Genomic DNA, 13,478 nt, shown 5'->3' on the forward strand with positions numbered 1-13,478 from the left:
TTAATAATTAAGCTTTTCTTGCAGTTACACAAATCCAGTCATTTTCATCATTGATAAATGCCTGAAAATCTTTAAAACCTGCTTTTTTAAGAGCTGATTCTAAAACATCTTCAGAATAAATCTTCATATCCAATAATTCTATTAAATCTTCATATTTATCCATTTCACCTTCCCTGTAAACTGCTTCATTACAGAAAAAGACTAATCCATCTTTTTTAAGAATCCTATTTACTTCTTTTAAGTCATTTATAAAATCCGGCCAGAAATAAATTGTTTCAAATCCTGTTACAATATCAAAGCTTTCATCTTCAAACGGCATTTCAGATACTGAACCCTGTAAGACTTTAACTTTACCTTCATCTATAGCCTGTTTATTTAAATCAGCAGATTTTTCAACACTTACTTCAGAATAATCAATTCCTACAACACAGCCATCATCACATATCTGTTTGGCGAAGCGTTCAAGGTTTCTTCCACCACCACATCCAATATCTAAGATTTTATCTGCTTCATTAATGTTAAAATGACTGACGCCCCATCTGGCCATTGTTTCATGAGATTTGTTCATTCTGTCAAGTATTTCATGACCTAATTTTCCTTCAGGTTTTCTTGCATTTTTAATAAGTTTTTTATCTTCCACATTATTGCCGGTATTTACTTTATCAGACATGTTTTATATTCCTCCTTATTTTTTCATTCCTTTACGTGTTTTAATAGCTTGTCCTGTTTGGAAATCCATAATTTCACAGGCTCCAAGTAATGCTTTACCATAAGCAAGTAATTTATCCTCTTCATTGACAATTAGAACTTCATCTTTAGCTCTTATATCATCATCACACTCAATAACAAATTTGGCAAAGACGCTTTTTCCTTCAAGTGAAAATGGTTCTGAGTCCTTATTAACTACAACTCTGTTTTTAGGATATTTTGTAGCTGCGTGGAGTCTTTTTGCCCCTTCTTTTGAAAGGATTAAAAAGCTGTCAGAAGCTCTCATATTTACAATTAATGTTTTTCCATCATAAATATGTCTTATCTTACCTGTTTTTTTACTTTTTTCAATGTTTATATTTCCCCTAAATAAAGCATCCCCTGCTCCAACACCAAACTGATAGTCAGCTATTGCCTTAACCTTTTTAAGGTCATCTTTTTTATATCTGATTTCATCAGACTGTGAATGAACATTATATAGTCCAATATCTAATTTTTTAATAACATTAGAATGAATCAATACCTGATCATAGTATTCTACAAATTCTGAAATGAAATCTTCAATAAATTCCAGGCTGCTTACATCCCAGGTTCTTGGAGATTCATTTTGACTTAAGGGATATATTTCATCAATTTCAAGCGGAATAAGGCCAAAGGGAATATCCAATACCATAAAATCAGTATTATCCAAATCCAATTCCTGTTCACTTCCATAAATATAGAATTTTCCAAGTTTACCTGAAACATATTTGCTGTAAGGTTTACGTGAAGGAGGCAATATTACCAGATCACGTTTTCTGGGCATCGCCCTTAGCTTTTGAATATGTCTTAAAACTTCACTTCTGTATAATGATTCTGAACCTGTATAGAAAAATGCTGATTTTTTACTTCTCGGATCATATTTTTCCAAATCATCACTATAATTACCTAACTGACGAAGAGCTTCCAGCAGATTAGGATGTGCTCTGCAGCGTTCTTCAACAAGTTCCATTAATGAACCTTCATAAATTGCCTGTCTAATTAATCTTAACTCGGCAAATGAAACATTTAAATTATGTTGAGCTATTAAATCCCTTCTTTTTTCTTTAGGCATAGCTCTTAAGTCATCTGGAGTGTAGTTACAGCAAACTTCACAGGAACATGGCATTTCCTGTAGGTTTTCAAGTTTGTAAGTTCCTCTAACAGACAATAAACGGTCATCTTCAGCATATAAAATATAAGCTGCTGAATCAAATAAATCACAGCCCATAGCTACAGCTAAAGCAAAAATCATCGGATGGCCTGCACCCATTAAATGACGAGGTTTGCTGTCAGGCAGGTGTGCTACACTATTCATTACAACATCAACAAGCTCCTTATAATGATAGGATTCCATTAAAGGAACTACTGCACCGATAGGATATAAATCTGCATCTAATTTAGTCAGTTCATCTGCACATTTTCTTCTTAAATCCGGAAATGTTGAGCCCTGAACTACAGAATTCAGTTTCATTTCCATATTTTGAGAATTTCTGTAATCAATAGATTCTTTAGCTCTTTTTAAGGTAATTTCCAAATCTGCTTCAGCCTTTTCACGAGTAACAAAAGGTGCTGTTGGAATATCTAAACTGGTTCCAATATCTGTTTTAATTAATTCCTGAAACTCAATAACTTCTTTATTTGTAATATCAACATCACCATAAACAGATAATTGAAATGAACCAGAATCTGTCATAATAGGACCATCAAAATTAATTAACTTATGAAGCCCAATTTCTGCAGCTTTCTTTTTTAAATCCTCATCTTTGTAAATTAAATAAGCATTTGTAATAACTATATCTGCTCCATATTTTTTAACATCAATAGTTTGTTTACGTGGATGGATAACCGGCATTAAATTAGGAGTCTTTACATCACCAGAGTTAGTTTTTAAAACACCAACTCTGCCTCTATTATCTTTAGCTTTAATCTCGAACATTTAATTAACCTTATTTTATTAGTTAAAATAAAATTTAAATTAGAAATTATATAAATTTTCCTCATTTTTAAAATAAAAATTGAATTGAAAATATTAAATTCCGGAAAATTTGTCTAAAACCGGAATTTTACTCATCAGTCTGATGAAAATATTACATACTATAAATACGATAATCCATTCTAAAATTATAGTTAATGCAGCATTTCTCATAATATCAAATGAAATAATTTTATCTAAAATATTGATAAATAAAACATTAGCTAAATAAACTCCATAACTTCCAATACCAAAACAAACAGCGGCATTATTAATTGATTTGGAATATTTTTCCCAATCTGTGTTTGATACCATTATAAATATACCAATAGCCTGAAGACATGCATTTGGAGTTACATCACCTAAATTAAAGAATAATAAAGATTGTCCCCCAATAGCCATAGAAGACAATATTGTTCCTAAAAATGACACTAAAGTTCCAGCTACAAACAGCAATAGTCCGAAATTTCTATTTTTTAAAATAGATTTCTGTTTAATATACAAATAATATCCCAATATAAAATAACCAATACTTCCTGTGAAATATTTTAAATAATCATACAATAAAAAATCCACATTTGAAAATCCTACAAAGGAAAATAAAGCCCATACAATTAAAAAATATTCAATTTCATAAATTTCAGCATTATGCAGCCATGTAGTAATAATTGGTGAAAATACATAGAGTCCTAAAATCATGTAAACAAACCAGAATTCAATTGAAGCAATAGTAGGGTCTAAAAATGCTTGAATTAAAAAGTATCCAAATTGAAATAAATCAAATGAATGGTTAATCATTACAAATTTAGCTATTACATAAATTACCAGCCAAAAAATAAAAGGAATTAAAATCCGTTTAATTCTTCGAGGAACAGATGAAATTGGTTGGTCTTTTCTTAAAATAAGAAATCCTGAAACCATGATAAATAAAGGAACACCAAATCTGGAAATTGATTCAAAAAATACTCCCCAATACCAATTTGGCTGAAACACACATTCCGGAAGTAAATATTTTGAAGAACAGTGCAATAACAATACAGCAAGTATTGCAATAGTTTTCAACCAATCAACCCAATATATGCGATTTTTACTAACATTAAAATTAAAAAATTCCAAAAGAAGTCACCATATAATAAATTGTATTATAACAGTATTTAAAATTATAGTAATTTAAATTTAAATTATATCAAATTAAGTAAATTATCATAAAAAGAAATTCGGCAAAAATCATGATTTTTAAATAAAATACCTATATTTTATAATAGATTTATATTAATCAAAAATTAATTATTTAAATAGATTAAAATGAGTTATGAAAAAAATGCTAGAGTAATTAACGATGATATTTTTGATTTAATCAACAGCTGTTTTGAAAAAGAAAGAAATAGCAGAAATATTAATTCAAGATGTAATTTTTTTGATGAATACAAGGATTATTTTGTTTTAACTGATGATGGATCATATTCTATTAAATCAAAAGAAATAAATCACAAAGTTGAAACCCTACATACATCTACTGGTGCAATAAGTGAATCATTTGAAAAATTTATTAAACCTATGAAATTTAATTATAATGAGGACATAGCTATTTTAGATATTTGTGCAGGACTTGGATATAATTCATCTGCAGCAATAGCTGATTTTATTAAAAACAACTCTGATTCTAATTTACAAATAGATATGGTTGAAATTTCAAAAGCTACTCTTGCATGCGGTCTTTTAGTTCCCTCACCAATTCCGGAACATGACATTACAAAAAAGGCTATTGAAAATGAATTAATAAAAAAGGATTATGCCAGCATCAGCTATGAAAAATGCGAAATTCCTGAAAATATTGATATCAATGTTTATATTGAAGATGCAAGACAAACTATTCAAAATTTAGAAGATAACTATTACGATGCAATATTTTTAGATCCATTTAGTCAAAATATGGCTCCGGAATTGTTTTCTCTGGATTTTTTCAGACAGTTCAGACGTGTAATTAAAGACAACGGTATAATAGCTACTTACACTTCTTCTGCACCAGTAAGAGCAGGTTTTATAGAATCAGGATTTCATGTTGGACAAGGTCCTATTTTTGGAAGAAAACAGGGTGGAACCTTAGCCAGTCCAAATCCGGAAGTTCTAGACAAATCCCTTCCAAAAAACGATGAAATTAGAATAGCTTTATCAGATGTTGGCATCCCATTTAGAGATCCTAATCTAAACAATAATAGTGATTTTATTTTAGATAAACGAAGTGAAGTCAGACATAATGCACGACATAACACTAAAATATCTTCTGCTGTTAAAACACCAATCTTTTTAACTAAAAAAATGGATGATGAAAAATTAAAAAGACGTGTTGAACGTAACTTAGCTAAAATGAACATTCCATCAACTACATCCAAAGAAGCTTTCTATATTTTGGAATGTGAAGAGAATTATAAAGAAAAACAGGATTTAAAAAACAATTCAAGAAACAGAATACTTGATATGATTAAAAAATTAGAAAAAGTAAAAAATGGAGATTATAATGCCAAATAAAGCATCTGTCCATTTTTTAATACATATGCTTCAGCTTTAGATGAGCTAATAGTTGAAGTAACTTTTTTCAGATTTTTAGAACCTCCGCCATGATTTTTACCATCAATAGCTGAGAAATCGGCATCACATTTAGCACAGAATATATGGCCTTCTGCACTTCCGGATTCTTTTAAACCGGTAACTGGGAAAATTCCCCAATTTGCTGTTTCACTGCCTGCCCAGAATATTCCCCAGTAAAGTTTGTCACTTCCACAACATGGACATATCCTTTCAAATACTGATTTATAGAATTTATAACCATATTTACTTAATTCTCCAGCAGCTGAAGGCCTTCCAATAGACATGACATATTTCCCATCAGGAGAGATACCATAATTGCTGTAGTATTTAATTAAAGCAGGGTCTTCTTCTACATGAATTGTATTAAATGCTTCTTCTCCTGAATTTAAGTTTTTAGAAAATACAGCATGATCTCCTTTTGATAAAGAAAGATTTAAAGCAGCAATACCTTCTTTATTGGTTTTAACAATATATTTAACACCATCAATTATTACTGATACATTAGCTGCACCATCATAAGTTTTAATTACTAATGTTCCAGTTTTATTTTCAACTAATGAAATATCCTCAGCTGAAATAGTAGTTAATACTTTAATAATATTTGATTTTGCTTCACTATTTAAATGCATAGCAGTTAAAATATACTCTCCCGGAAGCAAATTAATATTTAATTTAGCTATACCTTCAGAATCTGTTTGTTTTTCATAAAGCACTCCATTAATATTAAAAGTAACATTACCATTAACTAAAGGATTGCCAAAATCATCTAAAAACTTAGCATAATACTGAGTACCATTCCTGAAGAATTTAACAATATCTTCACCAAAAACAGTAGACAATACAGTGATATTGCTTCCATACATCAAACCACTTGGATGAATTGCAGTTAATATATATTCATTTGGAAGTAATGCAATGTTTAATTTAGCTATACCGCTTGCATTAGTTTGTTTTTTATAGAAAACACCATTAATATTAAAAGTAACATTACCATTAACTAAAGGATTACCTGAACCATCTAAAAACTTAGCATAATACTGAGTACCATTTCTGAAGAATTTAACAACATCATTAGCTTGAATAGTTGATAATACTTCAATATTATTAATTTTAGTAGTTATTTTATCTGCATAAGGATAAAATGTAGTTATTGTGTAATTTCCAGGATTTAAATTAATTCCAATAGAAGCTTTACCGTTTACTAATTCTTTTGTGTAATTCATACCATTAATATTAAAAATTACTAAAGATTTAGCATTGTCCTGATATTTTATAATTCCATCATTATTATATACAGATACTTCATACCTGCTTCCATTTCCATAATACATTGATAAATCTTTGCTGGAAATAATCGGTTCTTGAGTATCTGAAGATTTGGAATAAGTTACAATATTCGTATTATTAATCCCCGATGGAGGATCAACATCCACATCACCTGTTTCAGTATCATCAACTGCTGTTATATTTTCAGCATCTGAAGCTGCATTAACTGCAGATACAGACAACATGAAACAAAGCGTTATTAAAAATATTTTCATTTTATTACCAAACATAAGTTAACCTCTTATGAATCAAGAAATATTTTTTTTTCTTGTGTAGATACACTTTCTAGTTTTTCTTATAAAAAGCTTTTGAATTTCAAAATAAGCATAAATAGAGTTAAAATAGCTAAAATAAGTAATTTAAAGCTTAAAAAAAATACGAATAATTGTGAGTATTTAAAAATTGTTAATAAGTAATAATTAAAAATCCCGGAAGAATTTTCCCAAGGTATTTAGTCAAATAAAGCTATGAAAATCAAATAAATAAATAATCATAAATTTAAATTAATTTAAAAACTTATTTTAATAATCAACAATAGCTAGTCACCTATTTTAATAATCAACACTTAATTAACTAGCTAAATTAAAATATAGTAAAAATTAAATTTAAAATCAGCTAAAAAACTATAAATCATCATGGTTAAATTAGACTTAATACCGCTGCAAAGCAATTTATAAAAAACAGACAAATAAAGTGTAAAATTAGATTATATCAAATATTAAAACTAATTAAGCTAAACAGAAAAGTTAAACTAAGTTTCGAAAATAATTGTGGAAAAAATTGCTTTTCAATTAACTATCAAAATAATACAAAAGAAAGTCAATTAAAATAATAGTATAGTAAAACAAATAGCAAAATAATAGCTATCTAATTAATATAATCAATAGCTAATTCAAAAATATATTTTTTAATCATCTACAAGCATAAGTTCTGAATAAGAATATAAAATATCTTTAATTCCGGATTTCGGATTTTCAAATTTAGATAAGCAGACTATTGCACCATCGTTAAAATCAATACTTTCTCCTAACTCCAACTCTTTTAAATTATTTAAATCCATTAATTCGGAATATTCTTCTTTTAAAGCTTTAACTTCAGGGTCTGTTTCATTAACCCACTCCTGATTAAAATATAAAAATAAATATGGGTTTTTATTAAATTCCAAAGCAAAAATGGCTTTGGATTCTTTCCCATCAAATTTAAAAATTGAAATCATGAATTTTACTCCACAGTTACACATTTAGCTAAGTTTTTAGGTTTATCCGGATCCAAACCTTTTTCAACAGCCACATAATATGCAAGTAACTGCAACGGTACAATATAAACCAAAGGAGCGATAATTTCATTAACATCATCATTTATAGCAAACAAATCATCAGATTTTAATTTTAATCTTTCATCCTCTTTAGAACCGACAGCTAAAATATCTGCACCACGGGCTTTAACCTCTTCTAAATTACTCATTGTTTTTCTATGGTTTTCTCCAGGAGGCAATATTACAACAACTGGAATTCCTTCATCAATAAGTGCAAGCGGTCCGTGTTTAAGTTCACCAGCTGCATAACCTTCACCATGAATATAAGTAATTTCTTTAAGTTTTAGGGCTCCTTCCAAAGCTATCGGGTAAGAATAACCTCTTCCAATAAAGAAAAAGTCACGGGCAAACTTATATTTTTTAGACATTGCTTTAATTGAATCTACTTCTTTTAATAACTCTTCAATGAAATCAGGAACTTTATAAACATCTTCAAGTAATTTTTCATCATCAGCTATCAATGCTGCAAATAAATAAATGGCAGTTAACTGACTTACATAAGTCTTGGTTGCAGCCACTCCAATTTCAGGACCTGCCTGAGTTTGTATCACATAATCGGCACGTCTTGTAATAGCTGAACCTGCTACATTAACTATACCTAAAGTTTTAGATGTTTTGTTAGCCAAATCCAGTGCTTTAAGACTGTCTGCTGTTTCACCAGATTGAGATATGAAAATAACTAAAGTATCTTCATTTAATGTATTTGCAGAATACTTAAATTCAGAAGCTAAAATAACATCTGTTGGAATGCCAGCTATAGATTCTAAAAGATATTTACCAGTTATTGAAGCATGAAAAGAAGTACCGCATGCTACAAAACAGATTCTTGAAATATCACCCAAATCATCAATAATTTCCTGAATAGTACTTTTTTCAGTTAAAGTGTTTCTAACTGCTGTAGCCTGTTCATTGATTTCTTTAATCATGAAATAGTCATAACCTTCCTTTTCAGCCATTTCTGGAGTCCAGTCAATAGTTTCAATTTCTTTTTCTACAACATTGTCAAATTCATCCTTAACTATTACTTCATTTTCATCAATAATAACCAGTTCACCTTTTTCAGGATAAATTATATCCCTTGCATATTCCAAGATAGCTGGAGAATCAGAAGCAAGATAATATCCGTCTTCACCAATACCAACAATTAAAGGACTGTCTTTACGGGTAGCTATTATCTTACCCGGTTCATTTTTACTGATAGCTGCTATTGCATAAGCCCCATGAATTATTCCAATTGTTTCGCGCAAGGCATCTTCCAAATCAAATCCCTTATCCATGTATTTTTGTATTAAATGAGGAATAACCTCAGTATCAGTATCAGATTTAAATACATGACCTTCTTCTTCAAGCTGAGATTTAATATCCAAATAATTTTCAATAATACCATTGTGAACTACAGCTACTGACTCAGTTTCATCAGTATGCGGATGTGCATTAATTTTATTCGGATCACCATGAGTAGCCCAACGAACATGTGCAATACCATAATGACCAGGCATGTCAGCTAAATCTAATTTAGAATCAACCTCTTTAATTTTTCCTTTATCTTTTTTAATGTTAATACCATCACTAACTGTAGCGATACCTATTGAATCATAACCTCTATATTCTAATTTAGATATGCAATCTAAAAGAACAGGAGCTGCATTTTTATTGTTTTTTAATATGCAACCTACAATTCCACACATTGTTACACCTCAATAATTATAAATGTCTTTATAAAGACTTACTACATCTCCAATAATCAAAATAGCGGGAGTGTTAATTTTTTTATCAGCTATATTTTCAAGAGTTCCAAAAATCACATTTTCATCTGGAAGAGTACCGCTTTCTATAACACAGACCGGCGTATCTCCAGAACGGTACTTCATAATTTCACTTGTGTTCTCTTTAATATTACCTATACCCATTAATATAACTAATGTATCAGCAGTATAATCCCACTTAACCTGACTTTCTTTTTTAGTAGGATCTTCATGACCAGTTACTAATGTTACAGAGGTAGCTATAGCCCTATGAGTTACAGGAAGCCCAAGTGATGTTGGTGCTCCAATAGCTGATGTTACACCAGGGATTACTTCAAATTTGATATCATTTTCCATTAAAGCTAATATTTCTTCTCCTCCACGACCAAAAACAAAAGGATCGCCACCTTTAAGACGAACAACATTGTCATTTTCCTTAGCCTGTTTGACAATCAATTCATTGATCTGATCTTGTGTTTTATAATGTTCCCCAGCTTTTTTACCAACATATATTTTTTCGGCATCCTCCGGAGCATGCTCTAAAATTTCATCATTAGCCAAATAATCATATAAAACAACATCTGCTTTATTTAGAGCTTTTATAGCTTTAAGAGTTATTAAATCAGCATCTCCAGGACCTGCACCCACTAAATAAACTACCATCTAAATCACTTATAAAAATCCTTTAAAAAAGTTTAATCCATCGCTAGAACCTAATATTTCTTCACAGGCACGTTCAGGATGAGGCATCATTGCACAGACAAGACCTGACTCATCACAAACACTGGTAATAGCTTCCATAGAACCATTAGGATTTCTGTCTTTAAATTGTAAAACTATCTGATCTTGATCTTTTAATAAATCAATATCCTCTGTGTAAAACCTTCCTTCTGCATGAGCTATTGGAATTTGTAAAGTCTGACCTTTTTTAAATGATTTGGTAAAAGGTGTTCTGGTAGTTCCAACTTTTAAATCAACCCATTCACAGTTAAATTTAGGATTTTCATTAGTTATGAAAACACCTGGAACAAGGCCTATTTCACCAAGAATCTGAGCACCGTTACATATTCCTAAAACAGGTTTTTCTTCCTTAACTAATGATTTAATACCATCAATAACAGGAGTAATGGAAGCCATAGCTCCTGCTCTTAAATAATCACCATAAGAAAATCCTCCAGGAATTACAATACCGTCAAAATCTGTTAAATCCTCCTGATTCCACCAGATATATTCAGGAGTTAATCCTGCAAGTTCAATAGCTCTAGCTACATCCCTGTCACAGTTGGTTCCCGGAAATCTAATTACTCCAATTTTCATTATAAAAACTCCTTAAGCCCCGCAAGCAGAGTTTTGCGGAATAACAGTAATTTTATAATTATGAATTACAGGATTACAAAGTAATCTTTCACACATATCTACAACATCTTCCCTTATAGATTCCCTGTCTTCCCCTTCCATTTGGAATTTAATGATGTCTACAGTTTTAGCATTTTTAACATCATAACCAAGTAAAGCAAGAGATCTTTCAATAGTTGTAGCTTCTGGGTTTAACATACCTTCCTTAAGAGATACTTTAACTTCAATATCAAAAATCATTTCAAAAACTCCTTATAATTCTATTTTCTCATCATCAGGGATAATTCTATTATAAACTTCTACATAAGCATCCATAACTTCATTATCTTTACCTTTTCTGAACAATTCCTTATCTAACATATCTAAGGTTTCACTATCCCATAATCTGCATCCGTCAGGGCTAATTTCATCACCTAAAATAATTTCACCATTTTTATCTTTACCAAATTCAACTTTAAAATCAACTAAGATAATTCCGGCTTCCAAAAGGAATTTGGATAAAATTTCATTAATTTTTAATGCTTTTTGAGTTAATTCATCGATTTCTTCCTGAGTAGCTAATCCTAAAGCTTTAATAATAGAATCATTAAGCATAGGATCATGGAATTCATCTGCTTTAAAATCCATTTGAACAATAGGCGGGTTTAATTTAGTACCGTCAGCTATTGGATATTTACGAATTAAACTACCTGTAGCTATATTTCTAACAATAACCTCAATAGGAATCATGTCTAATTTTTTAGCTACCATAACATTAGTTTCAGGCAAATCAATAAATTGTGTTTTAATACCGTTTTCTTCCAATACTTTAAAAAGTTTAGTGGAAATAAGTGCATTATAAGAACCTTTTTTATTCATAACTTCTTTTCTTGCACCATCACCTGCAGTCATATCATCTCTAAACTCAATGATAACTGCATCTTCATCATCAGTAGTATATACACTTTTTACTTTACCATTATTAATTAACTCTTTTTTATCCATGATATCAACAAATAATTTTTAAATTTATATTATGTATAATTTTGATTAAAATACTATATAACTTATTGGTTAAATTCAAGTTAGCTACTATTATTTATATTTATTAATAAAATGTTGGAATGTATTTGTGTTAACTGAAAATAAATTTTTAACTTAGATAAAAAATTAAAAAACTCTTTTTTATTTTCTCTATGGTTATTTTGAATATTTTTTAAAAAGAGGCCATTAAATCCATAAGATACCCTCACAGAAAAGTTTCAGATAAAAAATATCTATTGAAATGGCTTTATCAATAAATTAGATTTGATATTTTTCCTTATTTTACTTATTTTATAGGCATTTGTTCTTAATTTTCTATTTAAAAGATAAATATAGATGTTTTATTTTAAAAAAACTTGAATTTCTTGAACATAATTTTTATAGATAGAATCAATAATCAACATACATTATTTCTATAAACTACTTTACCAAATTTTTACAAAAATAACATAATAAATCATAATTCCAATAAAAATAACTAGTTACTAATGGCATGAATTGTTCTTTTGGAATAACACCATCAACTCTAAATAATTTAATTTCTTTACCAATATCATTAACTTTATTATTAATGGATAACTTAGACCTTTTGTCAAATTTTTTCTTATCATAAATGATAATCGAACCATCACAATGTTTAAATTTGCCCGTATCTTTTTCAAAAATTGCATGAAAATATCTACTCCCCCTTAAATGTATATTTTCTTTTGAGGGCAATTCCTCACATGTGAAAACAACTTCATTTTCTTTTCTAGGTTTCCATAAATATTCGGTTAATTCGTTGGTTTGATAATTTTGAAACGAACCTTTATCTTCATTTCTTAAATTAATAATATCATTCCAATTTAATGGTTTTGAAAAAACAGTGCTTGAATAGAACATATTATCAAATTTCTTAAAAAAGGATCTACTCTAATTTTTAAATCTACTTTATTTAAGTTTAACTTATTTAATTCTTGAGTTATCCAATATGATGAATTAAATGCATTAATTGGCAAACATAATCCATATTTATTATTGTTAATAATTATAGAATCTGAAAATTTAATATTTGATTTCTTCACATCAATTAAAAATTCATCATCACAAATATCATTAAATTCTTTTAAATCATAAGGTTTATTATTTAATAATGCATTAAGTCTATCTTCAAATATTGAATCAGCAATTAATTCACCTAATAACAATATCCTTGAATCTACCATAACATCAGGAATTTTTTTTGTTTAAAAAATTAATTTGTGTTTCATGCTTTTTATAATATTTTAAAACATCTTCTTCTTCTAAGATATCCAAATCTTCTTTAAGATTTTGATGCTCAGGATGATTATTATTAAGATAAATATCTTCTAGATACATCTGAGGAGTTAAAACATTATGTAAAAAGTAATTTTTTAATTTAAAATTCATAATTAAACCCATT

At 29.1% G+C, this 13,478-nt stretch carries 14 protein-coding genes; 1 reads left to right on the forward strand and 13 read right to left on the reverse strand.

The annotated features are described in order from the left end of the window. Positions 1-7: 7 nt before the first annotated feature. The 3 genes from ACMC9J_RS01125 to ACMC9J_RS01135 form a co-directional block, all read right to left on the reverse strand. Entirely contained in the window at positions 8-670 is a 663-nt protein-coding gene (locus ACMC9J_RS01125; RefSeq protein WP_427003399.1) for a class I SAM-dependent methyltransferase, read from the reverse strand. 15 nt (positions 671-685) lie between these two features. After that, on the reverse strand, positions 686-2,665 hold the full coding sequence (tgtA, locus tag ACMC9J_RS01130; protein ID WP_427003400.1) for a tRNA guanosine(15) transglycosylase TgtA: 1,980 nt from the start codon (positions 2,663-2,665) through the stop codon (positions 686-688). 93 nt (positions 2,666-2,758) lie between these two features. Continuing rightward, on the reverse strand, positions 2,759-3,763 hold the full coding sequence (locus ACMC9J_RS01135) for an acyltransferase (protein WP_019267034.1): 1,005 nt from the start codon (positions 3,761-3,763) through the stop codon (positions 2,759-2,761). A gap of 243 nt (positions 3,764-4,006) precedes the next feature. On the opposite strand from ACMC9J_RS01135, the gene ACMC9J_RS01140 reads away from it, so the two are divergent. Beyond that, positions 4,007-5,230 (forward strand): MnmC family methyltransferase, encoded by a 1,224-nt coding sequence (locus ACMC9J_RS01140; protein WP_404806560.1) that lies wholly within the window; start codon positions 4,007-4,009, stop codon positions 5,228-5,230. Here ACMC9J_RS01140 and ACMC9J_RS01145 read toward each other — a convergent pair. From ACMC9J_RS01145 to ACMC9J_RS01190, 10 genes are all read right to left on the reverse strand, one after another. Continuing rightward, positions 5,215-6,846: an adhesin gene (locus ACMC9J_RS01145; RefSeq protein ID WP_427003401.1), complete on the reverse strand. Its 1,632-nt coding sequence runs from the start codon at positions 6,844-6,846 to the stop codon at positions 5,215-5,217. The two genes, ACMC9J_RS01140 and ACMC9J_RS01145, sit on opposite strands and share 16 nt — an antisense overlap. Before the next feature lie 677 nt (positions 6,847-7,523). Further along, entirely contained in the window at positions 7,524-7,832 is a 309-nt protein-coding gene (locus ACMC9J_RS01150; protein ID WP_427003402.1) for a hypothetical protein, read from the reverse strand. A gap of 5 nt (positions 7,833-7,837) precedes the next feature. Next, complete coding sequence (gene glmS, locus ACMC9J_RS01155) at positions 7,838-9,619, reverse strand: glutamine--fructose-6-phosphate transaminase (isomerizing) (RefSeq protein WP_303999856.1); 1,782 nt, start codon at positions 9,617-9,619, stop codon at positions 7,838-7,840. Positions 9,620-9,628: 9 nt separating this feature from the next. After that, positions 9,629-10,339 carry a uroporphyrinogen-III C-methyltransferase gene (gene cobA / locus ACMC9J_RS01160; RefSeq protein ID WP_304160769.1) on the reverse strand — a complete coding sequence of 237 codons (711 nt, stop codon included), beginning with the start codon at positions 10,337-10,339 and terminating at the stop codon, positions 9,629-9,631. A gap of 9 nt (positions 10,340-10,348) precedes the next feature. Then, positions 10,349-10,993 carry a phosphoribosylformylglycinamidine synthase subunit PurQ gene (purQ, locus tag ACMC9J_RS01165; RefSeq protein WP_019265392.1) on the reverse strand — a complete coding sequence of 215 codons (645 nt, stop codon included), beginning with the start codon at positions 10,991-10,993 and terminating at the stop codon, positions 10,349-10,351. Between the two features lie 12 nt (positions 10,994-11,005). Continuing rightward, positions 11,006-11,272, reverse strand: coding sequence for a phosphoribosylformylglycinamidine synthase subunit PurS (gene purS / locus ACMC9J_RS01170; RefSeq protein WP_019265391.1), 267 nt, complete (start codon positions 11,270-11,272; stop codon positions 11,006-11,008). A gap of 12 nt (positions 11,273-11,284) precedes the next feature. Then, complete coding sequence (gene purC / locus ACMC9J_RS01175) at positions 11,285-12,016, reverse strand: phosphoribosylaminoimidazolesuccinocarboxamide synthase (RefSeq protein WP_019265390.1); 732 nt, start codon at positions 12,014-12,016, stop codon at positions 11,285-11,287. A 459-nt stretch (positions 12,017-12,475) separates the two neighbouring features. Then, positions 12,476-12,937: a hypothetical protein gene (locus tag ACMC9J_RS01180; RefSeq protein WP_404805170.1), complete on the reverse strand. Its 462-nt coding sequence runs from the start codon at positions 12,935-12,937 to the stop codon at positions 12,476-12,478. After that, on the reverse strand, positions 12,901-13,260 hold the full coding sequence (locus tag ACMC9J_RS01185) for a hypothetical protein (RefSeq protein WP_427003403.1): 360 nt from the start codon (positions 13,258-13,260) through the stop codon (positions 12,901-12,903). Before ACMC9J_RS01185 ends, ACMC9J_RS01180 begins: the two co-directional genes overlap by 37 nt. A gap of 4 nt (positions 13,261-13,264) precedes the next feature. Continuing rightward, positions 13,265-13,465, reverse strand: coding sequence for a hypothetical protein (locus ACMC9J_RS01190; RefSeq protein ID WP_252262484.1), 201 nt, complete (start codon positions 13,463-13,465; stop codon positions 13,265-13,267). Between the last annotated feature and the right edge of the window lie 13 nt (positions 13,466-13,478).

This window comes from Methanobrevibacter intestini, from assembly GCF_047402955.1.
Taxonomy (GTDB): domain Archaea; phylum Methanobacteriota; class Methanobacteria; order Methanobacteriales; family Methanobacteriaceae; genus Methanocatella; species Methanocatella intestini.

Coding starts and splice junctions, on each gene's coding strand:
- ACMC9J_RS01145 (WP_427003401.1), bottom strand. CDS start 6,846: ATGTTTGGTAATAAAATGAAAATATTTTTAATAACGCTTTGTTTCATG.
- ACMC9J_RS01190 (WP_252262484.1), bottom strand. CDS start 13,465: ATGAATTTTAAATTAAAAAATTACTTTTTACATAATGTTTTAACTCCT.
- ACMC9J_RS01185 (WP_427003403.1), bottom strand. CDS start 13,260: ATGGTAGATTCAAGGATATTGTTATTAGGTGAATTAATTGCTGATTCA.
- tgtA (WP_427003400.1), bottom strand. CDS start 2,665: ATGTTCGAGATTAAAGCTAAAGATAATAGAGGCAGAGTTGGTGTTTTA.
- purQ (WP_019265392.1), bottom strand. CDS start 10,993: ATGAAAATTGGAGTAATTAGATTTCCGGGAACCAACTGTGACAGGGAT.
- cobA (WP_304160769.1), bottom strand. CDS start 10,339: ATGGTAGTTTATTTAGTGGGTGCAGGTCCTGGAGATGCTGATTTAATA.
- ACMC9J_RS01150 (WP_427003402.1), bottom strand. CDS start 7,832: ATGATTTCAATTTTTAAATTTGATGGGAAAGAATCCAAAGCCATTTTT.
- purS (WP_019265391.1), bottom strand. CDS start 11,272: ATGATTTTTGATATTGAAGTTAAAGTATCTCTTAAGGAAGGTATGTTA.
- ACMC9J_RS01140 (WP_404806560.1), top strand. CDS start 4,007: ATGAGTTATGAAAAAAATGCTAGAGTAATTAACGATGATATTTTTGAT.
- ACMC9J_RS01180 (WP_404805170.1), bottom strand. CDS start 12,937: ATGTTCTATTCAAGCACTGTTTTTTCAAAACCATTAAATTGGAATGAT.
- ACMC9J_RS01125 (WP_427003399.1), bottom strand. CDS start 670: ATGTCTGATAAAGTAAATACCGGCAATAATGTGGAAGATAAAAAACTT.
- glmS (WP_303999856.1), bottom strand. CDS start 9,619: ATGTGTGGAATTGTAGGTTGCATATTAAAAAACAATAAAAATGCAGCT.
- purC (WP_019265390.1), bottom strand. CDS start 12,016: ATGGATAAAAAAGAGTTAATTAATAATGGTAAAGTAAAAAGTGTATAT.